We start from the raw sequence: 21,552 nt of genomic DNA on the forward strand, positions 1-21,552 counted from the left end.
CGTCCGGCGGCCGGTCGCAAGACTGACCGCCGGAATTTCGCGCCGGTGCCTTGGCAACAAGGCTAAGAGGGAATGCGGTGCGGGCGAATTATCGCCCAAATCCGCGGCTGTCCCTGCAACTGTAAGCGGTGAGCGCGATGGCCCATGCTCCCCTGGCGGGAGCGGCCACTGGACCCGATACGGTCCGGGAAGGCTGGGCGATCGTGCCGTGACCCGCGAGCCAGGAGACCTGCCGGTGCGGAGTCGCTCTTGCTTTGGTTCAGGGACTGGCCAGGGCACGGTGCTGTTTTCCGTCTGAGCGACGAACTGGAGCGGCGGGGGCCGCAGCGGTGGATGTCGCATGGGCCTTTGGCGCCGTGGCCGCGACATGCGCCGGGCATCTGTACCCCCACCGGTTGTCGCACCAGGCGCCGGGGGATTGTCCCGATGTTGAAAACCCTTGTTTCGATTTCCGCGCTGACCGCCGCCGTTCCGGCGCTGGCGCATACCACGCCCGCCAACGATGATGCGGGTGAGATACTCGTCACCGCATCGCGCTCCGGCGATGCGCAGCAGGTGGCGGACATTCCCGCCTCCATCACCGTCATCGACGCTGCCCAGTTGCAGGAACGTCAGACCCGCATCGTATCCGACGTGCTGCGCGATGTGCCCGGTATCGCGGTCAACCGTACCGGCGGTGTCGGCGGCTTCACCCAGATCCGCCTGCGCGGGACGGAAAGCAATCAGACGCTGGTGCTGATCGATGGGATCGAAGCCGACGATCCTTTCTACGGCGAATATGATTTCGGCACGCTGCTCGCCGATCCCGACATGCGGATCGAGGTGCTGCGCGGGCAGCAATCCTCGCTCTACGGTTCCGACGCAATCGGCGGTGTGGTGCAGATCGTGACGCTGACCGGGGCCGAGGCGCCGGGCGTGACGGTGCGTGCCGAGGGCGGGTCGCAGGGGACGGCCAGTGTCGCCGCGCGCGTTGCCGGTGTGACCGGCAATCTGGATTATGCGCTGTCGGCGACCGGATATCGCACCGACGGCTATCCCACCGCGGTCGGGGGCACGCGCAATGTCGGCTCCAGCCTGGGCGGTGCCAATGCAAAGCTGATCTGGACACCCAGCGACACGCTGACCCTGACGGCGGTCGGCCGCTACAGCTATACCGATGCCGACACCAACAATACGGATAGTGATCCGACCAGCCCGACCTTTGGCTACACCATCGACACGCCGGGGCAATATTACACCAATCAGGGCTTTTACGGGCTGGTGAAGGCGGAGCTGTCCTCGCTCGGCGGCCGCTGGACCAACGCATTGTCGGCACAGATTGCGGATACCGACCGGCGCAATTTCAGCGACGGCGCGCTGTCGTCGGGCGATCACGGTACCCGCTATAAGGGGTCGTTCGTCAGTTCGATCCGGTTCGGCGACGATCATATCCACCACCAGCTTACCGCTGCCGTCGATGCCGAGCGCGAGGAGTTTCGCAACACCGTCGCCGGGCCGTATGCGTTCGGGGGCAAGCGCCACGTCGACAATCTGGGGCTGGTCGCCCAATATCAGTTCAACATGGACGATGCGCTGGCACTGGGCGCATCGGTGCGCCACGATCTTAATTCCGACTTTGCCGACGACACCACCTATCGCGTGCAGGGCGGCTATCGCTTTGCCACCGGAACGCGGATTCATGCGGCATGGGGCACAGGCGTGAAGGAGCCGGGATTTTACGAACTCTATGGCTATGTTGACGGGCGCTATATCGGCAACCCCGGCCTGAAACCGGAAAAATCGACCGGCTGGGAGGTCGGCGTCGATCAGCAACTGGCGGGCGGCAAGGGCCGGATCGGCGCGACCTTCTTCAAAAGCGTGCTAACCGATGAGATCATCACCAGCTATCTGCCGCCCGATTATCTGGCGACCTCGGTCAACGCCGACAGCCGCACCCATCAAAAGGGGGTTGAGGTGTTCGCAGGCGTGCAGCCCATCGACCTGCTGCGTATCGACCTTGCCTATACATGGCTCGACGCCACCGATGATGCAGGGCAGGAAGCGGTACGCCGCCCGCGCAATATCGGCAGCATCAATGTAACCGCGTTCAGCCCGGACAAGCGGTTTTCGGGTACGCTGACGGTGCGGTATAATGGCCGGATGGACGATCTTGCCTATACCGATCCCAGCTATGTGCCGGTGCGGGTGTCGCTGCAATCCTATGCGCTGTTGAACTTCGCGGTGAACTATAAGCTCACCGACCACCTGTCGCTCTATGGACGGGTCGAGAACCTGCTGGGCGAGCGCTATCAGGAGATTTTCAGTACCGCAGGCAGCCCGAGGGCGGGCTATGCCGGAGTGCGCGCAACGTTCTAACGAAAGGAATAGGGTACTGTCAGTCGCCGGTCGGGGTCCACCTCCAGCCGGCGGCCGGCGGGCGGGAAGGCGCGCTGATCGCAATTGTCGCGCGGGCAGATGCGGCAGGACACGCCGATCGGCGTCGCCGAATGCGCGCCGCCCAGCTCCAACTGGTCGGCATAGATGAAATCGCCCGCCTGCTCGACCTCACACCCCAGCGCTACCGCATAGCGCCGGGCGGGCCGCAAATAGCTGGCGGTCGGCTTCACCAGACCCTTCGCCATCGAGACATAGCGCACGCCGTCGGGCGTTTCGGCAAGCTGCACCAGAATGCGGTCGGGGATCGCCACGGCCTCATGCACGATCCATAACGGGCAGGCGCCGCCATAGCGGGCGAACTGCATCCGCGTCGCCGAATGCCGCTTGGTAATGTTGCCCGCCATGTCCACCCGGCAAAAGAATACCGGCACCCCCTGCGCGCCGGGACGTTGCAGCGTGGAGAGGCGGTGGCAGGTCTGTTCGAAACTGGTGCCGAAACGCTGGCGCAGACGGTCGATATCGTGCCGCACCTCCCGCGCGGCGGCGCGAAACGCGGCATAGGGCATCAGCAACGCCCCCGCGGCATAATTGGCCAGCCCCACCGACAACAGTTTGCGTGCTTCGGGCGAGCGTAATGGCGCGGCGTCGATCACCGCCTCGATCCGGTCGGCCAGTTCCAGCCGCACAAGCTGGTGTGCGAGCAGGAAACGGCGGCTTTCGGGCGCGAGTGACGGATCGACGGCCAGCGTGCGGCTCTGCGGGTCGAACCGCCGCTGGGCATGGTCGGCGCTTTCCTGCGCCACCACGCGCACGCCATGGGCATCGCCCAGCCGTTCGATCAGCGTGTCGGCATGGACCGACAGCGCCTCCGCCCCACGGTCGAGCGCATCGACATAATTACCCTCGGCATGAAACCAGTCGCGTGCCTCTTCCCATGGTAGCGGCGCACCGCCTTCGCCGCCGCTGCTGGCGAAGCGATCGTCGAACATCGCAAGCTGGTCCTGCGTCCGGCGATAGGCATCGTGCAGCGCCACCAGCCGCCGTGCGAGCAGCGGCTGCTGCGCGCAGGCGCGGCGCACCGCGTCCTCCGGCATCGGCTCCGCTCCCACAGTGGGGTCGGACGCGGCATCGGCGGTGCGGACCAGCAGGCCGGTATCTTCCTCAGCATCCACCGTGCCCCATTCGGACGGAAAGGCGTTGGCGAGCGCGATCAGCACTGCGGCCGTGATCGGCCGCCCGTCATTTTCGATCTGCGAAAGATAGCTGACCGATATCCCCAGCCGTTTCGCCAGCGTGCGTTGCGACAGGCCAAGCCGCTCGCGCAACTGACGCACGCGATGCCCGGCGAAGATGCGGCGGGGTGGGGGGGCGGTCATGGCATCGGGATAGTTTGCAAACCTGGCATCCGCAAGTTTGCAACTCTACATTTGCGTCTGGTGCGAAAGATTGAGAGTTGGAAGGCTGAACAGCCATGAACGGGGAGCAGGATGCCCGATATTCTCGACGAACTCGAACGCCGCCGTGCGGGCGCGCGTGCCGGTGGGGGTGAACGCCGGGTCGCGGCGCAGCATGCCAAGGGTAAGCTGACCGCGCGCGAGCGGCTGGAAGTGCTGCTCGACGAAGGATCGTTCGAGGAACTCGACATGTATGTCGAGCATAATTGCGTCGATTTCGGGATGCAGGATCAGAAGATCCCCGGTGACGGCGTGGTGACCGGATCGGGCACGATCAACGGTCGCCTCGTCTATGTCTTCAGTCAGGATTTCACCGTGTTCGGCGGATCGCTGTCCGAACGCCATGCGCAGAAGATCTGCAAGGTCATGGATATGGCGATGAAGGTCGGCGCGCCGGTGATCGGCCTGAACGATTCGGGCGGTGCGCGGATTCAGGAGGGCGTGGCCTCGCTCGGCGGCTATGCCGAGGTGTTTCAGCGCAACGTCAACGCCTCCGGCGTCATTCCGCAGCTTTCGCTGATCATGGGGCCGTGCGCGGGCGGGGCAGTGTATTCGCCCGCCATGACCGACTTCATCTTCATGGTGAAGGACAGCTCCTACATGTTCGTCACCGGCCCCGATGTGGTGAAAACGGTGACCAACGAAGTAGTGACTCAGGAGGAACTGGGCGGCGCCGTCACTCACACCACCAAATCCTCGGTCGCGGACGTGGCGTTCGAAAACGATATCGAGGCGCTGCTCGCCGCGCGCGATTTTATCGACTTCCTACCTGCCTCCAACCGCGAGCCGGTGCCCGAACGCCCCTGTGTCGATCCGTGGGACCGGCTGGAACACAGTCTCGACACGCTGATCCCGCCCAATGCCAATCAGCCCTATGATATGCATGAGCTGATCCGCAAAACGGTGGATGAGGGCGATTTCTTCGAGGTGCAGCCCGCGCACGCCGGCAACATCATCACCGGTTTCGGGCGGATCGAGGGGCGCACGGTGGGCATCGTCGCCAATCAGCCGATGGTGCTGGCCGGGTGCCTCGACATCAATTCCTCGAAAAAGGCGGGGCGCTTCGTGCGCTTCTGCGACGCATTCGACATTCCGATCGTCACCTTTGTCGATGTGCCGGGATTCCTGCCGGGCGTCGGGCAGGAGCATTCGGGCATCATCAAACACGGGGCGAAGCTGCTCTTTGCCTATGCAGAGGCGACGGTGCCGAAGATCACCGTCATCACGCGCAAGGCCTATGGCGGGGCCTATGACGTGATGGCGTCGAAGCATCTGCGCGGCGATCTCAACTATGCCTGGCCCACCGCCGAAATCGCGGTGATGGGGGCCAAGGGTGCGGTCGAAATCATCTTCCGCGGCAAGACCGAGGAGGAGATTGCCGAACATACCGCCGAATATGAAGCGCGCTTCGCCAACCCCTTCGTCGCCGCGTCAAAGGGCTTTATCGACGAGGTGATCATGCCGCACTCGACGCGCAGGCGGATCGCGCTGGGCCTGCGCAAACTGCGGGGCAAGGCGCTGGAAAACCCGTGGAAGAAGCATGACAATATTCCGTTGTGATAGTGCCGAACGGATAACGGCTTGATGGTTGCGGGTATGGGACGTGTTGACGTCATTGCGAGCGGAGCGAAGCAATCCGGTTGGCTCTTTCGCAATGATCGCTGAATAATAGATAGTTGGAGTAAGGCAATGACCGGGATTCGGTCCGAGGATAGCAGAAGGCGCGGATGGATCGTCGCGGTTGCGGTTGGCGTGATTGCGCTGCTGATCGCGGGCGGATTGTTGCTGTGGTATCACCGCGACGGTGCGACGCCCGCCGGGCAGACCGCGCCGACGCCGGTCGCCAGTGCGACGCCCTCGCCGGTAACGGGCGTGAAGGCGATGGCACCCGCCGATCAGCTTGCCCTTGCGACCAAAGCGGTGTTCGGCAAGACGAGCGGGATTACCCGGACCGTGAATGGCGATCAGCGCGATATCAAGCCGGTGAAGCTGTTCTGGCAGGGCGATCAGGCGATCCTGCTGACCGAGGCGAGCATTCCCGATGGCTGCCATGCCTGTGCCGGGTCGCTGGGCGTCTATTATCTCGCGCCGCAGGGGGACGGATTCACGGTCGTGCAGCGCCACCCCGGCGCGGTGCAGGGATCGGACTGGGGACAGCCGCCGACCGCATGGCGCGTATCGGATAAATTCGGGCCAACGCCGGTGATCTATGCCGAACGCGGCGGCACCAATCAGGGCTATACCTGCGGTAATTTCACACTGACGGCGCTGGGTGCCGGCGGGCCGGCGGTGGTGGCGACCGCGCCGCTGACCTATAGCAACGAAGGGTCGATCCTCGGTACGACCAAGATCAGCCTGACGGGCGCGATTACCAATATCGTTCCCGACAAGAGTTTCGACGTGCACTATACCGGGACCAGCGATTTCACCGAACATTACGCACTGCGCGGCGGGGATTATTTCCTGCAAGGGCAGTCGCAGGTTCCGGCCTGTTAGCGTGTCGGGAGAGGAGTAAGCGATGAAACTGGGACGACTGAACCATGTCGGCGTGGCGACGCCTGACCTTGACGCCTCGATTGCCTTTTACCGCGACGTGATGGGCGCGAGCGACATCACCGAACCGTTCGTGCTGGAGTCCCAAAAGGTGCGTGTTTGCTTCGTCAATACGCCCGGCGCAAACGGCACGGCGGGAACGCAGATCGAACTGCTGCAACCCACCGAGCCCGATTCCGCCGTTGGAAAATGGCTGGAAAAGAACCCGTTGGGCGGTCAACATCACATTTGTTACGAAGTGCCCGACATCCACGAAGCCAAGGCATGGTTCGAAGGGCAGGGCAAACGTGTGCTGGGCGAACCGCGCATCGGTGCGCACGGCACGATGATCTTCTTCGTCCACCCGAAGGATATGGGCGGGCAGCTTACCGAAATCATGGAGACGCCGAAGGGCGCGCACTGACATGACCGACAAACCGACCACCGCCGACTGGAAAGCGCTTGCCGACAAGGAAGTGAAGGGCCGCGACCTGATCTGGCATACGCCGGAGGGGATTGACGTCAAGCCGCTCTACACGGCGGAGGATACCGCCGAGCTTGACCCCGGCCTCCCTGGTTTCGCGCCCTATACGCGCGGAGTAAAGGCCAGCATGTATGCCGGACGCCCCTGGACGATCCGGCAATATGCGGGCTTTTCCACGGCGGAAGAGTCCAACGCCTTTTACCGGCGCAATCTGGCGGCGGGACAGAAGGGGCTGTCGGTCGCGTTCGACCTTGCCACGCATCGCGGCTATGACAGCGATCATCCGCGCGTCACCGGCGATGTCGGCAAGGCGGGCGTCGCCATCGACAGCGTCGAGGATATGAAAATCCTGTTCGACCAGATCCCGCTCGACAAGATGAGCGTGTCGATGACGATGAACGGTGCGGTGATCCCGTGCCTGGCATTTTACATCATCGCAGCGGAAGAGCAGGGGGTGAAGCCGGACCAGCTTGCGGGCACGATTCAGAATGACATTCTGAAGGAGTTCATGGTCCGCAACACCTATATCTATCCGCCGCAGCCCAGCATGCGGATCATTTCAGATATTTTTGCATATACGTCGGCCAACATGCCGAAGTTCAACAGTATTTCGATCTCCGGCTATCATATGCAGGAGGCCGGTGCGACGCAGGTGCAGGAGCTTGCCTTCACCATCGCCGACGGCATTGAATATGTGAAATCGGGTGTCGCCAGCGGGCTGAATATCGATGCTTTTGCAGGCCGTTTGAGCTTCTTCTTCGCAATCGGAATGAACTTCTTCATGGAAGTGTCGAAGCTGCGCGCCGCGCGTACGCTTTGGTACAACGCCATGACCAAGCTGGGGGCAAAGGCCGAGCGGTCGAAGATGCTGCGCACACACTGTCAGACCAGCGGGGTCAGCCTGACCGAGCAGGACGTCTATAACAACGTTATCCGCACGACGATCGAGGCGATGGCGGCGATGCTGGGCGGCACGCAGAGCCTGCATACCAATGCGCTGGACGAAGCGATTGCGCTGCCCACCGATTTCTCCGCGCGCATTGCCCGCAATACCCAGATCATTCTGCAGGAAGAAACGGGGATGACCAACGTCGTCGATCCGCTGGGCGGCAGCTATTATGTCGAGGCGCTGACCAAGGAACTGGTCGATGCCGCGCAGGCGATCATCGACCGGGTCGAGGAGGAGGGCGGCATGGCGAAGGCGGTTGCCGCCGGCTGGCCCAAAAAGATGATCGAGGAAGCGTCTGCGGCGCGTGCCGCACGCGTCGATCGGGGCGAGGACACCATTGTCGGCGTCAACAAGTTCCGCCCGGCACAGGATGAGGAAATCGAAATCCTCGACGTCGATAACCACAAGGTACGCGACAGCCAGATTGCCCGCATCAAGCGGGTGCGCGAAACCCGTGATGAGGCAAAGTGCGGGGCCGCGCTCGATGCCCTGCGCGAAGGGGCGAAGGGCGACGGCAACCTGCTCGCGCTGGCCGTCGATGCCGCGCGCGAACGCGCCACGCTGGGCGAGATCAGCAGCGCGATGGAGGATGTGTTCGGTCGCTACGACACCATGCCGGTGCCGGTGCAGGGCGTGTATGGCGGTGCCTATGGCGACGACGCAAAGTGGCTGGCGCTGAAGGACGGGGTGGACGCCACCGAGCGCCGCATCGGTCGCAAGCCGCGCCTGTTCGTCGCCAAGATGGGGCAGGACGGGCATGATCGCGGCGCGAATCTCGTTTCCTCCGCATTCGGCGATCTGGGCTTCGACGTGACGGCGGGGCCGTTGTTCCAGACACCGGAAGAGGCGGTCGAACTGGCGCTGGAACGCGATGTCGACGTGATCGGCGCCTCCAGCCTCGCCGCCGGGCACAAGACGCTGATCCCCGAACTGATCCGCCTGCTCAAGGAAAAGGGGCGCAGCGATATCAAGGTGATCGCGGGCGGCGTGATTCCGCCCAAGGATTACGATTTCCTGCGCGATGCGGGCGTGCAGGCCATTTTCGGCCCCGGCACCAATCTGGTCGAGGCGGCGGCCGAAGTGCTCCGCCTGCTCGGCCACAATATGCCGCCGATGGATGAGGCGGCGGAGTGAGGGCCACGCAATGACTCTGGGCTTTTCGGTCGGGGCGCTGATGCGCCATGCGCGCGGCGGTGGCGCCCTGCGCATGGGGCTGGTGCGCGTGGCCGAAAACGACTGGCTGCAAGGCGAATGCGACCGCGACGCGCGTGCGGCGGTGTTCGACGCGCATCCCGATAGCGTGGCGGTGCTTCCCGAAGGCGAAGCGGCGGTGGCGGAATTGTGCGCCCTGCTCGTCGCGCCTGACCTTGCCGCGGCGGCGCGGACGCATTGGGAGGATCTGTGTTTGCTCGCCCCCGGCGCGGACGGGCAGTACCGGCTGATCGCGGCAGCGCTGGGTTTTCCGACCGACTGGCGGCTGGCGGACAAGATGGGCAGGCCGCTCACCGCCATTCACGCGCCGATCCATGGCTATGCCGAACAACTGGCGGCGGGGGTCGATCATTTCTTCGCGACGCTGAAGGCGGGGGCGATCTTCGGGCGCGCCAACTGGTTCATCGTGGCGAGCGATGACTGGCGCTATCTGCCGACCGACGATCCCGCGACCCGCTTCGCGCATGTTACGGCGGATAATGCCGGGCGGGCGCTGTTCCTGCGCTGCGAGCGTCAGACGCTGCGCCGCCTGCCCGAAACCGGCGCGGTGCTGTTCACCATCGGTATTGCGGTCGAACCGCTTGCCGCGCTCGAAACACCCATTGTGCGGCGCGTGGCCGATGCCGTAACCCATATTTCCGCGGGCGAGCATGAACGCCGCGCCGCGCCCTTTTATGCCGACGCGCTGGCCCGCTATGCCGCCGCGCGCGACGACCTTGTGGAGGCTGCTGAATGAACGAGATTTCGACCCACGGTTTCACCCCGTCCGAGCCGGAGGTCCGTACCGACTGGACGCGCGCGGAAATCGCGGAACTGTTCGATCTGCCGTTTCCCGAACTGCTGTACCGGGCGCAGACGGTGCATCGCGAACATCATGCGCCGGGCGAAGTGCAGCTTTGCACGCTGTTGTCGATCAAGACCGGCGGCTGCCCGGAGGATTGCGGCTATTGCTCGCAAAGCGCGTCCGCCGATAGCGGGGTCAAGGCGACCAAGCTGATGGACCCGCGCGAAGTGTTGCAAAAGGCGGCGCAGGCGGCGGATGCGGGGTCGAAGCGGTTCTGCATGGGTGCGGCCTGGCGCAACCCGAAGGACCGCGACATGCCCGCGATTGTCGAGATCGTGCAGGGCGTGTCGGCGATGGGGATGGAAACCTGCATGACGCTGGGGATGTTGACGCCAGCACAGGCAGCGCAGCTCAAGGAAGCGGGGCTCGATTACTATAACCACAATATCGACACCGCGCCGGAGAATTACGAGAACGTCATTTCGACGCGCAGTTTCGAGGAGCGGATCGACACGCTGTCGAACGTGCGCGAGGCGGGCATCAACGTCTGTTCGGGCGGCATCGTCGGCATGGGCGAGACGCGCGCGCATCGCGTCGGCTTCGTCCACGCGCTGGCGACGCTGGAGCGCCATCCCGAAAGCGTGCCGGTCAACGCGCTGGTGCCGGTAAAGGGCACACCGCTGGGCGACATGCTCGCCGATACGCCGATGGCGAAGATCGACGATATCGAGTTCGTCCGCACCATCGCGGTCGCGCGTATCACCATGCCGCGCTCGATGGTCCGCCTGAGCGCGGGCCGCGAGAGCATGTCGGAAGCGACGCAGGCGCTGTGCTTCATGGCGGGCGCGAACAGCATCTTCACCGGCGACAAGCTGCTGACGGCGGCGAATGCGGGCGACGATGCGGACGCGGCGATGCTGGCGAAACTGGGACTACGGCCGATGACGAGCGAGGAACCGATGCGGGCGTGTGAGGCGAAGATGGTGGAGGCGGCGGAGTGATATGCCAACCGTTCTGCGGATCGGTGCGTTTCGCTTCTATTTCTACAGCCATGAGCCGAACGAACCCCCGCATGTTCATGTTGATCGCGGCGAGGCCACGATCAAGATCTGGCTTGAACAAGTCGAAGTCGCAAAAAGCCGCGGCTTCCGCGCGCATGAGATAAATGGCATTGTAACGATGGTCGAGGAGCACCGCGACCGGTTGCTGGAGGCATGGCATGAATATTTCGGCTAAAGTCACCGACGAGCGCGTTCTCGACGTGCGCTTCGACGAAGCGAGCCTGATCGTCGACCTGATGGACGGACGCAGCATTTCGGTGCCGATTGCCTGGTATCCGCGCCTGCTGCGCGCGACACCGGAACAGCGTGCGCATTGGGAAAAGGCAGGCGCCGGCTTCGGCATCCATTGGCCCGATATCGACGAGGATTTGAGTACCGAAGGCCTGCTGCGTGGTGCCCCGGCACCGAGGGCGGCGTGATGGCGGGCGCGAACAGCATTTTCACCGGCGACAAGCTGCTGACGGCGGCGAATGCGGGCGACGATGCGGACGCGGCGATGCTGGCGAAGCTGGGGCTACGGCCGATGACGAGCGAGGAGCCGATGCGGGCCGGATGTGGCGGCACGCGGCAGGTGGAGGCGGCGGAGTGAAACGCGGAAAATTTGCTGTCGTAGCCTATGTGACTGCAAGTATCGTTTTACTGCTCGGGCTAGTGTTTTCATGGGTTTCATACCGAACGGCGGGCTTTGACTGCATCGACTCACCCGTGCCGGTGGATTTTGAATCCTGTCTCCAGACGTATGAGCATTCTGCCAAGCTAAGCGCAGTCGCCTGCTTGATTATCTGGATGGCAGCAAGCTTATTATTCATCTTCAAACGGAAGAATCCTTGATGTTCAAGAAAATCCTGATCGCCAATCGTGGTGAAATCGCCTGTCGCGTCATGCGCACGGCGAAGCGGATGGGGATCGCCACTGTTGCGGTCTATTCGGATGCCGATGCGCGCAGCCCGCATGTGCTGATGGCGGATGAAAGCGTGCGGCTTGGCCCCGCTCCGGCGGCGGAAAGCTATCTGAAGGCGGAGCTGATCCTCGATGCGGCGAAGGCGACGGGGGCGGACTGCATCCATCCCGGCTATGGCTTCCTGTCCGAGCGCGAGAGTTTTTCGCAGGCATGCGCCGATGCGGGCATTGCCTTTGTCGGGCCACCGCCCAAAGCCATCGCGGCGATGGGCGACAAGATCGAGTCGAAGAAACTGGCCAAGGCGGCGGGCGTCAATGTCGTGCCCGGCCATGTCGGAGAGATTGACGATACCGACCATGCGGTGCGCATCGCCAACGATATCGGCTATCCGGTGATGATGAAGGCGTCCGCCGGCGGCGGCGGCAAGGGGATGCGGCTCGCCTGGTCCGAAAAGGACGTGCGCGAAGGGTTCGAGGCGACCAAGCGCGAGGGGCTGGCGAGCTTCGGCGACGACCGCGTGTTCATCGAGAAGTTCATCGAAAGCCCGCGCCATATCGAGATTCAGGTGCTGGGCGATCAGCACGGCAATACGCTGTATCTGAACGAGCGCGAATGCTCGATCCAGCGCCGCCACCAGAAGGTGGTGGAGGAAGCGCCGTCGCCCTTCGTCAGCCCCGAAATGCGCCGCAAGATGGGTGAGCAGGCGGTCGCGTTGTCGAAAGCGGTCGGCTATTACAGCGCGGGCACGGTCGAACTGATCGTGTCGGGCGCGGATACGACGGGCGAAAGCTTCTACTTCCTCGAAATGAACACGCGGTTGCAGGTCGAGCACCCGGTGACCGAGTGTATTACCGGCCTCGATCTGGTCGAGCAGATGATCCGCGTTGCCTACGGCGAAAAGCTGGCGATGACGCAGGACGATGTGAAAATCCACGGCTGGGCGGTCGAAAACCGCGTCTATGCCGAGGATCCCTATCGCAACTTCCTGCCCTCGACCGGGCGGCTGGTCCGCTATCGCCCGCCGGAGGCGCGTTTCCATCAAGCTCCGTTCGCTTCGAGCGACGTCGAGAAGCGTGTCTCGACTTCGCTCGACACGAACGGGGAGAGTGGGACTTATATCCGCGTCGACGACGGCGTGGCCGAGGGCGGCGAGGTGTCGATGTTCTATGACCCGATGATCGCCAAGCTGGTGACATGGGCGCCGACGCGAATCGAGGCGATCGATGCGCAGGTCGCGGCACTCGACCGGTTCGAACTGGAGGGGCTGGGCAACAATGTCGATTTCCTGTCGGCGCTGATGCAGCACGACCGCTTCCGCGAGGGCAATATCACCACCGGCTTCATTGCAGAGGAATATCCCGAAGGCTTTCACGGAGCGCCTGCCGATGATGCGCTGCTGGCCAGACTCGCGGCGTTGGCAGCCAAGCTTTCGAGTATCGAAACCGCGCGCAACGGCCTGATCGACGGGCAGTTGTCGCCGCGTTTCGACGAGGCGCTGACGCGGCAGGACTGGGTGGTGCGCATCGGCAAGACGGATCACCGTGTCACGGTGGAAAACGGCAATGTTGCGGTAGACGGCACCGAAATCGCCGTCGATGTCGAATGGAAGCCGGGTCAGCGGCTGGTCGAGGCGGTCTTTGACGGCAATCCGCTTGCCGTGCGGGTCGAGCGTCGCCGCACCGACTGGCGCTTCACGACGCGCGGCGCCAGCCATGGGGTACGTGTGCTCAGCCCGCGTATCGCGGAGCTGGCCGAGCATATGATCGAAAAAGTGCCGCCGGACATGAGCAAGTTCCTGCTCTGCCCGATGCCGGGCCTCGTCACCCGGATCGAAGTGGGCGAGGGCGACGCGGTGGAGGCCGGTCAGCCGCTGGCGGTGGTCGAAGCGATGAAGATGGAAAACATCCTGCGCGCGGAGAAGTCGGGGACGGTGAAGTCGCTGAACGCGGAAGCAGGCGACAGCCTGGCCGTCGACGCGGTCATCATGGAATTCGAATAGGCGTTACGCCGGGCCTGATCCGCGCTGATGCGGGTCGGGCCTTATTTTACTAGCAACACCAATATGGCGGTGAGCAGCATCGCCACGCCGCTCATCATGAGCAGGGTAGCGAAGGGGCATTGCTCCACTTTCGGACTCATGCGGTCCATCGCCTCTCTCCTTCCTCTTCCCGCCTTTGTAATTATTGCAATCCGGCCGGAAGTATCAGCGCATTATATGCCAAATTTCGTGCTTCGTCATGCATATCCTGTTGTGCGCTGCGGTATGCAGACGGCGGTCCCGCATTGGGACGCGCTTAACCAAAGGCGAGGAGGAGACGAAATCGTAAACGAAGCGTTAAACATGACGTTATGCCAGTTCACGATATCCCCTTACGTCCCGAACGCATTCAAAACAGAGGCCGCCATCCGTTTCGGGAGAGTCTGCGTATCCGCGACAAGCGCAACGCGCTGCGACCGACCGTGCGTGCCACCGACGACGATAATGACTGGAAGTTGTTCGTATTGAGCTTCGTCGCCTTCTTCGTCTGTTTCTATACGTTCTTTATGTAACGAAAGCGCAGACCACCCGCCCCGCCTCGCCACCATATCCTATGGGTATCATTGGTGGCCGGGCGGGGAGGTGGGGTAGGTGATCTGAAACAGCTAAAAATGAGGTGGGGGTGGCGGTCTGAAACCCGAAAACGCCTCAATCGCAGGCGCGGTGCAGCTTTTGCGCAATCCACGCTGCGATCAGGCACATGGCCGCCACGGCGAGCAACATATCGGCGTTGCTGACATGCAGCGCGGCCAGCACGATGACGAGCAATGCGCCCAGCACCATCGCGCCTGAATTGACGACATTGTTCGCTGCCACGGTACGCGCGGTCTGATCCTTGGTCACGGTAGTGGTGAGGAAGGCGTAGAGCGGCACCACGAACATTCCGCCGGTAATCGCAATCGCCATCAGCGTCAGCATCACCAGCACCGATTGCGGGTGCGTCAGAAAATCCATGACCGAATAGAGATGGCCGTCGGGCGCCGGTGTGAAATTGCGCGCCTCGATTGAAAAGGCGACCACGAAAATCCCCATCGCGATCACGGAAGCGGGCGAGTATTTCGCGGAAATCTTGCCCTTCAGCATCGAATTGATGATCACCGACCCGATTGCCACGCCGACCGAGAAAATGGCGATGGTCAGGCTGGCGACGCGTTCATCGGCGGTCAGCACGTTTTTGACCAGCGGCGGAAAGACGACGATCAGCACCGCACCGATCGTCCAGAAAAAGCTGATCGCGCAAATTGCCAGAAACAATCGGCGAATATGCATGGTTGCGGAAATCAACCGCCAGGAAGAGGTGACGGGATTGAAATTGATCGCCAGTTCCGGCCCCACACGCGGCGCGGGCAGCACCAGTCGCCCCATGATCCAGCCGATGCCTGCGACGCACAGCACGAGGATCGAGGCACCTTCGACCGAAATCCAGCCGGCAATCACCGTGCCGAGCAGGATGGCGAGATAGGTGCCCGCCTCGACCAGTCCGGTGCCGCCCAGCACTTCATCCTCATCGAGATGCTGGGGCAGGATCGCATATTTGATCGGTCCGAAAAAGGTCGAGTGCACGCCCAGAAACAGTACCGCGCCCAGCATCATGCCGATGCCGATACTGTGGTATCCCGCCCTGGCAAGCATCAGCCCGGTACCGCCGAACAGCATGATGCCGATCTCTGCCGTTTTTACCCAGCGGATGATCTTTGCCTTGTCGGTGGTGTCAGCCAGTTGCCCGGATAGTGCCGACAACAGAAAGAAGGGGATCAGCGAAAGGCCGGTGGCCAGCGCGTTGAAATTGGATTCGACGGCCGGATTGTTGAACACCTGATAGGTGGCGAACAGCACCATCGACGTCTTGAACAGATTATCGTTGAAGGCGCCCAGAAACTGTGTGGTAAACAGCGGGAGAAATCGGCGCTCCTTGAGCAGACCGAGGGCATTCAACATCAAACAACAGCCCGAGTGGTGACCGGTCCGGTCGCCATAGCCGAGCAACGCATTCGGACACAATGGCAATTTCCGGTATCGCAGGACTGGCGAAAGCGACTTGCGGACAGTAGATGGGGACAGCCATGCTGACATTGCCCAACATCCTGACGCTTTCGCGAATCTTTACGGTGCCGCTGCTGGTCGGGTTTCTGTGGTGGCCGCACTGGCCCGCGGGCTATGCGGTGGCGTTCGCAATCTACTGCCTGATGGGTATTACCGATTATTTCGACGGCTATCTGGCACGCGCGCAGGGCACGGTATCCAAACTCGGCATCTTCCTTGATCCGATCGCCGACAAGATCATGGTCGCCGCGGTCGTCCTGATGCTGGTGGCGACGCGCGATATCGAGGGGCTGAACCTGATCGCCGCGCTGATCATCCTGCTGCGCGAGATCATGGTATCGGGCCTGCGCGAATTTCTGGGCGGGATTCAGGTGTCGATGCCGGTTTCTCGCCTCGCCAAATGGAAGACGACGCTGCAATTGCTGGCGCTGGGCGGGCTGATCCTCGCCGGAGCATTGCCGACCTGGTACTGGCTGGGCGTCGCCGCGCTGGTGGCACTCTGGGGGGCGGCGATGCTGACACTGATTACCGGCTGGGACTATCTGCGCGTCGGCCTGCGTCACATGGACACCTGAAAGGTGCTCACCATCCTCTATTTCGCCTGGGTGCGAGAGGCAGTGGGCAAGGCGCAGGAGGAGATCGCTCCGCCCCCATCGGTGACGACCGTGGCGGAACTGGTCGGCTGGCTGGCGACGCAAGGGGAGGGCTATGCCGAGGCCTTTGCCGACCCCGGCAGATTGCGTGCCGCACTTGATCAGGAATTCGTGTCGCTCGACGTGCCGCTGGGTTCGGCGCGGGAAGTGGCGCTGTTTCCGCCGGTAACGGGCGGATGATCCGCGTTAGCGTTCAGGAAGCGCCGCTCGACATCGCGGCGGAGCATAGGGCGCTGGCGCAAAGCGGAGTCGGCGGCATTGCGAGCTTTACCGGGCTGGTACGCGGCGATGACGGTGTCACGACGCTGGAACTCGAACAATATCCCGGCATGACCGGGCGGATGCTGACCCGGCTGGCCGAACAGGCGGCCGAACGCTGGTCGCTTGCCGCTGCGACGATCGTCCATCGTGTCGGCCCGATGGCGGTCGGGGATGGGATCGTGTTCGTCGGCACGGCGTCCGCCCATCGCGCCGATGCGCTGGAGGCGTGTGCCTATCTGATCGACCGGCTGAAGACCGACGCGCCGTTCTGGAAACGCGAATGGCAGGGCGGTGAATCGCGCTGGGTGGAAGCACGCGCCTGTGATGACAGCGCCGCCGAACGCTGGGACACAAAATAGGCTGTAAGCCCATAAACGGCAGCATCGAGGTTTGGGCCAAAATGGCGTGGTGCAAGGAGGAAAGGCGCAGGAATATGTCAATATTCCCAGAATTTTCGACGCCGCACCGGGCCATTTTGGCCAAATCCCGCAGGGACGCCCAAATGGCTTCCATCTAGAACCGAACGCCGCTTGCAAAGGCAAAGAGCCTTTGCCGCGCGTCGTTCGGCCCGATCTGTTCGCCATTTGGACGCCTCGACGGTGCCGTTTATGGGTTTACGGCCTAGGCTGCGGCGACGTCTCGGTCACCGCAGCCCATCTTCAGCTTTCAGTCGGGTTTACTGGCCGGTGGCGCTGCCCGATGCGGAAGCGCTCAGCTTCGGCACCAGCACGCCGTTGATGACCTGCACCATGCCGTTCGACTGCGTGACATTCTGCTCGGTCGGGCTGACATAGGCCTTGTTGCCGCTGGTATCGGTCAGCGTCACGTTGCCGTTGGTCAGCGACAGCGTCAGCGGTCCGCCCTCTACCGTGTTCAGCGTGGCGGTGCCGCCGCCCTGATTGATCATCTGTTTAAGCTGGTCGGTGGTGTAGCTTCCCGACACGACATGATAGGTCAGGATCTTCTTGAGCGCGGCCATATTTTCCGGTTTTTCCAGCGTATCGACGGTTCCCGGCGGCAGGCGGCTGAACGCAGCGTCGGTCGGCGCAAACACCGTGAAGGGGCCGGGCCCGGACAGCGTTTCGACCAGTCCGGCAGCTTTGACCAGCGATACCAGCGTGGTCAGGTTGCTCGCCTTGGATGCGTTCTCGACGATGTTCATCGAAGGGCTCATTTCAGCGCCGCCGACCATTACCGGGGCCGGGGTCGGACTGGGCGTGGGGGTAGGCGACGGTGCCGGAGTCGAGGAGCCGGCGGTGCTGGTCGATCCCATATCGGAACTGGCGCTGGTCGTCGTCGAACACGCGGCAAGGCTTACGGACGCTGCGAGCGCGGCGAACAGGATGGTCGGTTTCTTCAACATCAACTTCTCCATATCGTCGGTTTGAAACGGGGCACTGGTGCGCTTAGGCACACCATAGCTACGGTTGGCCGCGCAAAAGGTTGCACCCGACGGATTGTCGTGCCGTGCTCGTCGTTCAGTGCATCGAGGAGAGTACGTCCGCGAGCAGGCGGAAATCACGCTCGCGCGGAGACGCCTTGCGCCAGATCAGCGCAATCTTGCGAGAGGCGCGTTCGGCGTCCAGCGGGCGCGCGGTGATGTGGGTGCCTTTCAGGATGCCCGCATCGACCGCCATTTGCGGCAGCATGGTGACGCCAAGCCCGTTATCGACCATCTGCACGATGGTGTGGAGCGAGGTACCCAGCATCGACGCCTGCCCGCGCAGTTCGGGGCGATTGCACGCCGCCAGCGCATGGTCTTTCAGGCAATGCCCGTCCTCCAGCAGCAATAGCCGGGTCTCGTCAATGTCCTCCGCGACGACAGGTTCGCGCGATCCTTCCGTTTCGCCCTCTGGAAAGGCGACCAGCAGCTTGTCGTCGAACAGCGGTGCGATTTCGACATCGCCACAGGCATAGGGCAGCGCCAGCAGTACGCAGTCGGTACGGCCATGCTGCAACCCTTCGCACGCCGCGGCGCTCGGCTCTTCGCGCAGAAACAGCTTGAGGTCGGGATAATCCGCACGCAGCCGCGGCAGGATGTGCGGCAACATGAACGGCGCGATGGTGGGGATGACGCTCATCCGCATTTCACCCGACAGGGGGCGCCCGGCGGCGCGTGCCATGTCGCCCAGTTCGTCGGCCTCGCGCAGCACCTTGCGTGCTTTGTCGGCGATTTTCTCGCCCAGCGGCGTGAAGCGCACGACCCGGCGGGTGCGTTCGACCAGTGTCACGCCGATCAGGGTTTCCAGCTCACGAATGCCCGCCGACAGGGTCGACTGGGTGACGAAACAGGCTTCTGCCGCGCGGCCGAAATGCCCGGCATCCTGCAACGCGACGAGGTATTGGAGCTGTTTGATCGTGGGGAGATAGGTAGTCAGTGATCGTCTCCGTCGATGACGCAGCCGCTATGTAATCTATTTTGTCATTCCGGCAACTCCCGCCCCCGATATCAGGGGCAGGAGCGATCCGGGAGTCATGCCGCTTCGGTCAGTTCCTCGGCGGGCAGGCGGATCAGATAGTCGAAGGCCGAAAGCGCCGCAGTCGATCCCGCACCCATCGCGATGACGATTTGTTTGTACGGTACGGTGGTCGCGTCACCGGCGGCAAAAATGCCGGGTTGCGAGGTTTCTCCGCGCGCATCGATCTCGATCTCGCCATGTTTGGTCAGCGCAACCGCATCCTTCAGCCATTCGGTGTTGGGCACCAGACCGATCTGGACGAAAATACCTTCCAGTTCGACCTCGTGCAGCGTGCCGTCATTACGGTCCTTATAGGTCAGTCCGACGACCTTCTCTCCATCGCCGCGAACCTCCGTGGTCAGCGCGGAAGTGATGATCTTCACATTGGGCAGGCTGCCAAGCTTGCGCTGAAGCACCGCATCGGCACGCAATTGGCTATCGAACTCGATCAGTGTGACGTGCGCGACGATACCCGCCAGGTCGATGGCCGCTTCGACGCCCGAATTGCCGCCGCCGATCACGGCAACGCGCTTGCCCTTGAACAGCGGACCGTCGCAGTGCGGGCAATAGGCCACGCCCTTGTTGCGATATTCGTCCTCGCCCGGCACATTCATCTGCCGCCAGCGTGCGCCGGTGGACAGGATGACCGTGCGCGCCTTCAGCGATGCACCGTTAGCCAGTGTCACCTCGTGCAGGCCGCCCTCTGTTTGCGCCGGGATAAGTTTTTCGGCACGTTGCAGGTTCATCACGTCGACATTGTTTTCCTTAACGTGCTGTTCCAGTTGCGCGCCGAGCTTCGGCCCTTCGGTATAGGGAACCGAAATGAAGTTCTCGATGCCCATGGTGTCGAGCACCTGACCGCCGAAACGTTCGGCCGCAACGCCGACGCGAATGCCCTTGCGCGCGGCATAGATGGCCGATGCAGCACCCGCAGGGCCACCGCCGACGATCAGCACGTCGAACGGATCTTTACCGGCAATCTTTTCGGCCGCCTTGGCTTCCGCGCCGCTGTCGATCTTCGCGACGATCTGTTCGAGGTCCATGCGGCCCTGAGCAAAGGGTTCTCCGTTCAGGAATACCGACGGCACCGCCATCACCTTGCGGCTGTCGACCTCATCCTTGAACAATGCGCCGTCGATCGCGGTGTGGCGGATATTGGGGTTGAGCACGCTCATCAGGTTGAGCGCCTGCACCACGTCGGGGCAGTTCTGGCAGGACAGCGAGAAATAGGTTTCGAATTCGAAATCGCCCTCGATATCCCTGATCTGTTCGATCAGTTCCTGTGCGGTCTTGGACGGGTGGCCGCCGACCTGCAGCAGGGCGAGCACCAGCGACGTGAATTCATGGCCCATCGGGATACCGGCGAAGCGCACACCGATATCGGTGCCGGTGCGGCGGATCATGAAGCTGGGCGCGCGCTTGTCGTCGGCACGCACGACTTCGATCTTGTCCGACAGTGCGGCGATTTCGTTGAGCAGCGTTTCCAGCTCGCGCGATTTGGCATCGTCGCCCAGGCTGGCGACGAGCTCGATCGGCTCGCGGATATTGGCGAGATAGGTTTTGAGCTGCTGCGTCATAGTGGCGTCGAGCATGGAAAACTCCTGTATTCAGATACAATACGGCCCGGGGCGGCGGGAACCACCCCGGGCCGTGAGGGACCCAAGGGGGCTTGGGATCAGATCTTGCCGACGAGGTCGAGCGAGGGTGCGAGGGTTTCTTCGCCTTCTTCCCACTTGGCCGGGCAGACTTCACCCGGATGCGCGGCAATATATTGAGCGGCCTTCACCTTGCGGAGCAGTTCGGTCGCGTTGCGGCCAACGCCTTCGCAGGTGATTTCCATAACCTGGATCACGCCATCGGGATCGATCACGAAGGTGCCGCGGTCGGCGAGACCCTGACCTTCGCGCAGGACGTCGAAATTCTCGGCAATGGTGTGGTTCTGGTCGCCCAGCATGTAATAGTTGATCTTGCCGATCGCGGGCGAGCTGTCATGCCATGCCTTGTGGCTGAAATGCGTGTCGGTCGATACCGAATATACCTCGACGCCCATTTCCTGAAGCTTGGGATAGATGCCGGCCAGATCTTCCAGCTCGGTCGGACACACAAAGGTGAAATCGGCCGGATAAAAGAAGAAAATGGCCCATTTGCCCTTTACGTCGCCGTCGCTCACTTCGACGAACTTGCCTTCCTTATAGGCCTGAGTCGTGAAGGGCTTCAGCGTATCTCCGATCTTCGCCATAAATATTCCTCCTGGCAGGTGTTGGTTCGAAGCCGGATATAGGTAGCCGGGTGGTCCAAGGGAAATGGGAAGCCTCGTTTTTATTGATCGACTAAATCGATCAAAT

General features: G+C 62.6%; 21 protein-coding genes, 1 pseudogene and 1 riboswitch. Of the genes and pseudogenes, 16 read left to right on the forward strand and 6 right to left on the reverse strand.

Going from position 1 to position 21,552, the window contains the following annotated elements; translation table 11 throughout:
* Nucleotides 1-26 precede the first annotated feature (26 nt).
* Nucleotides 27-251: riboswitch (cobalamin riboswitch) on the forward strand.
* Between the two features lie 175 nt (nt 252-426).
* Complete coding sequence (locus FHR23_RS11275) at nt 427-2,355, forward strand: TonB-dependent receptor plug domain-containing protein (protein WP_246359850.1); 1,929 nt, start codon at nt 427-429, stop codon at nt 2,353-2,355.
* On the opposite strand, the gene FHR23_RS11280 is transcribed toward FHR23_RS11275, so the two are convergent.
* Complete coding sequence (locus tag FHR23_RS11280) at nt 2,352-3,752, reverse strand: helix-turn-helix domain-containing protein (RefSeq protein ID WP_184004016.1); 1,401 nt, start codon at nt 3,750-3,752, stop codon at nt 2,352-2,354. The genes FHR23_RS11275 and FHR23_RS11280 overlap by 4 nt on opposite strands.
* Nucleotides 3,753-3,863: 111 nt before the next feature.
* On the opposite strand from FHR23_RS11280, the gene FHR23_RS11285 reads away from it, so the two are divergent.
* The 11 genes and pseudogenes from FHR23_RS11285 to FHR23_RS11335 all read left to right on the forward strand — a co-directional run bounded on the left by FHR23_RS11285 (nt 3,864) and on the right by FHR23_RS11335 (nt 14,303).
* Nucleotides 3,864-5,390 (forward strand): acyl-CoA carboxylase subunit beta, encoded by a 1,527-nt coding sequence (locus FHR23_RS11285; RefSeq protein ID WP_184004018.1) that lies wholly within the window; start codon nt 3,864-3,866, stop codon nt 5,388-5,390.
* A gap of 129 nt (nt 5,391-5,519) precedes the next feature.
* Nucleotides 5,520-6,326 (forward strand): hypothetical protein, encoded by an 807-nt coding sequence (locus FHR23_RS11290; protein WP_184004020.1) that lies wholly within the window; start codon nt 5,520-5,522, stop codon nt 6,324-6,326.
* A 22-nt stretch (nt 6,327-6,348) separates the two neighbouring features.
* Nucleotides 6,349-6,786 (forward strand): methylmalonyl-CoA epimerase, encoded by a 438-nt coding sequence (gene mce / locus FHR23_RS11295; RefSeq protein ID WP_184004022.1) that lies wholly within the window; start codon nt 6,349-6,351, stop codon nt 6,784-6,786.
* A gap of 1 nt (nt 6,787) precedes the next feature.
* On the forward strand, nt 6,788-8,929 hold the full coding sequence (scpA, locus tag FHR23_RS11300; protein WP_184004024.1) for a methylmalonyl-CoA mutase: 2,142 nt from the start codon (nt 6,788-6,790) through the stop codon (nt 8,927-8,929).
* A gap of 10 nt (nt 8,930-8,939) precedes the next feature.
* Nucleotides 8,940-9,743 carry a heme-dependent oxidative N-demethylase family protein gene (locus FHR23_RS11305; RefSeq protein WP_184004026.1) on the forward strand — a complete coding sequence of 268 codons (804 nt, stop codon included), beginning with the start codon at nt 8,940-8,942 and terminating at the stop codon, nt 9,741-9,743.
* Nucleotides 9,740-10,792: a biotin synthase BioB gene (gene bioB / locus FHR23_RS11310; protein WP_184004028.1), complete on the forward strand. Its 1,053-nt coding sequence runs from the start codon at nt 9,740-9,742 to the stop codon at nt 10,790-10,792. The genes FHR23_RS11305 and bioB overlap by 4 nt, the downstream gene beginning before the upstream one ends.
* Nucleotide 10,793: 1 nt before the next feature.
* On the forward strand, nt 10,794-11,027 hold the full coding sequence (locus FHR23_RS11315) for a DUF4160 domain-containing protein (protein WP_184004031.1): 234 nt from the start codon (nt 10,794-10,796) through the stop codon (nt 11,025-11,027).
* Nucleotides 11,011-11,271, forward strand: coding sequence for a DUF2442 domain-containing protein (locus FHR23_RS11320; protein ID WP_184004032.1), 261 nt, complete (start codon nt 11,011-11,013; stop codon nt 11,269-11,271). Before FHR23_RS11315 ends, FHR23_RS11320 begins: the two co-directional genes overlap by 17 nt.
* Nucleotides 11,271-11,441: pseudogene (locus tag FHR23_RS11325) on the forward strand (biotin synthase BioB); the annotation flags it as partial. The gene FHR23_RS11320 and the pseudogene FHR23_RS11325, both read left to right, overlap by 1 nt.
* 241 nt (nt 11,442-11,682) lie before the next feature.
* Nucleotides 11,683-13,752: an acetyl-CoA carboxylase biotin carboxylase subunit gene (locus FHR23_RS11330; protein WP_184004035.1), complete on the forward strand. Its 2,070-nt coding sequence runs from the start codon at nt 11,683-11,685 to the stop codon at nt 13,750-13,752.
* 350 nt (nt 13,753-14,102) lie between these two features.
* Nucleotides 14,103-14,303: a hypothetical protein gene (locus FHR23_RS11335; protein WP_184004036.1), complete on the forward strand. Its 201-nt coding sequence runs from the start codon at nt 14,103-14,105 to the stop codon at nt 14,301-14,303.
* Nucleotides 14,304-14,439: 136 nt separating this feature from the next.
* On the opposite strand, the gene FHR23_RS11340 is transcribed toward FHR23_RS11335, so the two are convergent.
* Nucleotides 14,440-15,729, reverse strand: coding sequence for an MFS transporter (locus FHR23_RS11340; RefSeq protein WP_184004038.1), 1,290 nt, complete (start codon nt 15,727-15,729; stop codon nt 14,440-14,442).
* Between the two features lie 125 nt (nt 15,730-15,854).
* On the opposite strand from FHR23_RS11340, the gene pgsA reads away from it, so the two are divergent.
* Genes pgsA through FHR23_RS11355 form a run of 3 tightly spaced genes read left to right on the forward strand, consistent with a single transcriptional unit; the run spans nt 15,855 to nt 17,107 of the window.
* Nucleotides 15,855-16,409 (forward strand): CDP-diacylglycerol--glycerol-3-phosphate 3-phosphatidyltransferase, encoded by a 555-nt coding sequence (gene pgsA / locus FHR23_RS11345; protein ID WP_184004040.1) that lies wholly within the window; start codon nt 15,855-15,857, stop codon nt 16,407-16,409.
* Between the two features lie 3 nt (nt 16,410-16,412).
* Nucleotides 16,413-16,667, forward strand: coding sequence for a molybdopterin converting factor subunit 1 (moaD, locus tag FHR23_RS11350; protein WP_184004042.1), 255 nt, complete (start codon nt 16,413-16,415; stop codon nt 16,665-16,667).
* Nucleotides 16,664-17,107: a molybdenum cofactor biosynthesis protein MoaE gene (locus FHR23_RS11355; protein ID WP_184004044.1), complete on the forward strand. Its 444-nt coding sequence runs from the start codon at nt 16,664-16,666 to the stop codon at nt 17,105-17,107. Before moaD ends, FHR23_RS11355 begins: the two co-directional genes overlap by 4 nt.
* Nucleotides 17,108-17,424: 317 nt before the next feature.
* Here FHR23_RS11355 and FHR23_RS11360 read toward each other — a convergent pair whose 3' ends face one another.
* Nucleotides 17,425-17,910 (reverse strand): fasciclin domain-containing protein, encoded by a 486-nt coding sequence (locus FHR23_RS11360; RefSeq protein ID WP_343043118.1) that lies wholly within the window; start codon nt 17,908-17,910, stop codon nt 17,425-17,427.
* On the opposite strand from FHR23_RS11360, the gene FHR23_RS16775 reads away from it, so the two are divergent.
* Entirely contained in the window at nt 17,903-18,136 is a 234-nt protein-coding gene (locus FHR23_RS16775; protein ID WP_343043119.1) for a hypothetical protein, read from the forward strand. The genes FHR23_RS11360 and FHR23_RS16775 overlap by 8 nt on opposite strands.
* Before the next feature lie 90 nt (nt 18,137-18,226).
* Here the strand turns inward: FHR23_RS16775 and FHR23_RS11365 are convergent, their stop codons facing one another.
* From FHR23_RS11365 to ahpC, 3 genes are all read right to left on the reverse strand, one after another.
* Nucleotides 18,227-19,126 (reverse strand): hydrogen peroxide-inducible genes activator, encoded by a 900-nt coding sequence (locus FHR23_RS11365; RefSeq protein WP_184004397.1) that lies wholly within the window; start codon nt 19,124-19,126, stop codon nt 18,227-18,229.
* A gap of 95 nt (nt 19,127-19,221) precedes the next feature.
* On the reverse strand, nt 19,222-20,799 hold the full coding sequence (gene ahpF / locus FHR23_RS11370; protein WP_184004046.1) for an alkyl hydroperoxide reductase subunit F: 1,578 nt from the start codon (nt 20,797-20,799) through the stop codon (nt 19,222-19,224).
* Nucleotides 20,800-20,882: 83 nt separating this feature from the next.
* Nucleotides 20,883-21,446 (reverse strand): alkyl hydroperoxide reductase subunit C, encoded by a 564-nt coding sequence (ahpC, locus tag FHR23_RS11375; RefSeq protein WP_184004048.1) that lies wholly within the window; start codon nt 21,444-21,446, stop codon nt 20,883-20,885.
* Nucleotides 21,447-21,552 lie beyond the last annotated feature (106 nt).

The sequence above is a fragment of the Stakelama sediminis genome (assembly GCF_014199335.1).
In the GTDB taxonomy this organism is placed as follows: domain Bacteria; phylum Pseudomonadota; class Alphaproteobacteria; order Sphingomonadales; family Sphingomonadaceae; genus Sphingomonas; species Sphingomonas sediminis.

What these genes read in the sequence shown, in the direction of transcription:
- FHR23_RS11275 (WP_246359850.1), top strand. Translation starts at nt 427, where the DNA reads ATGTTGAAAACCCTTGTTTCGATTTCCGCGCTGACCGCCGCCGTTCCG.
- FHR23_RS11280 (WP_184004016.1), bottom strand. Translation starts at nt 3,752, where the DNA reads ATGACCGCCCCCCCACCCCGCCGCATCTTCGCCGGGCATCGCGTGCGT.
- FHR23_RS11285 (WP_184004018.1), top strand. Translation starts at nt 3,864, where the DNA reads ATGCCCGATATTCTCGACGAACTCGAACGCCGCCGTGCGGGCGCGCGT.
- FHR23_RS11290 (WP_184004020.1), top strand. Translation starts at nt 5,520, where the DNA reads ATGACCGGGATTCGGTCCGAGGATAGCAGAAGGCGCGGATGGATCGTC.
- mce (WP_184004022.1), top strand. Translation starts at nt 6,349, where the DNA reads ATGAAACTGGGACGACTGAACCATGTCGGCGTGGCGACGCCTGACCTT.
- scpA (WP_184004024.1), top strand. Translation starts at nt 6,788, where the DNA reads ATGACCGACAAACCGACCACCGCCGACTGGAAAGCGCTTGCCGACAAG.
- FHR23_RS11305 (WP_184004026.1), top strand. Translation starts at nt 8,940, where the DNA reads ATGACTCTGGGCTTTTCGGTCGGGGCGCTGATGCGCCATGCGCGCGGC.
- bioB (WP_184004028.1), top strand. Translation starts at nt 9,740, where the DNA reads ATGAACGAGATTTCGACCCACGGTTTCACCCCGTCCGAGCCGGAGGTC.
- FHR23_RS11315 (WP_184004031.1), top strand. Translation starts at nt 10,794, where the DNA reads ATGCCAACCGTTCTGCGGATCGGTGCGTTTCGCTTCTATTTCTACAGC.
- FHR23_RS11320 (WP_184004032.1), top strand. Translation starts at nt 11,011, where the DNA reads ATGAATATTTCGGCTAAAGTCACCGACGAGCGCGTTCTCGACGTGCGC.
- FHR23_RS11330 (WP_184004035.1), top strand. Translation starts at nt 11,683, where the DNA reads ATGTTCAAGAAAATCCTGATCGCCAATCGTGGTGAAATCGCCTGTCGC.
- FHR23_RS11335 (WP_184004036.1), top strand. Translation starts at nt 14,103, where the DNA reads ATGCCAGTTCACGATATCCCCTTACGTCCCGAACGCATTCAAAACAGA.
- FHR23_RS11340 (WP_184004038.1), bottom strand. Translation starts at nt 15,729, where the DNA reads ATGTTGAATGCCCTCGGTCTGCTCAAGGAGCGCCGATTTCTCCCGCTG.
- pgsA (WP_184004040.1), top strand. Translation starts at nt 15,855, where the DNA reads ATGCTGACATTGCCCAACATCCTGACGCTTTCGCGAATCTTTACGGTG.
- FHR23_RS11355 (WP_184004044.1), top strand. Translation starts at nt 16,664, where the DNA reads ATGATCCGCGTTAGCGTTCAGGAAGCGCCGCTCGACATCGCGGCGGAG.
- FHR23_RS16775 (WP_343043119.1), top strand. Translation starts at nt 17,903, where the DNA reads ATGTTCATCGAAGGGCTCATTTCAGCGCCGCCGACCATTACCGGGGCC.
- FHR23_RS11360 (WP_343043118.1), bottom strand. Translation starts at nt 17,910, where the DNA reads ATGAACATCGTCGAGAACGCATCCAAGGCGAGCAACCTGACCACGCTG.
- ahpF (WP_184004046.1), bottom strand. Translation starts at nt 20,799, where the DNA reads ATGCTCGACGCCACTATGACGCAGCAGCTCAAAACCTATCTCGCCAAT.
- ahpC (WP_184004048.1), bottom strand. Translation starts at nt 21,446, where the DNA reads ATGGCGAAGATCGGAGATACGCTGAAGCCCTTCACGACTCAGGCCTAT.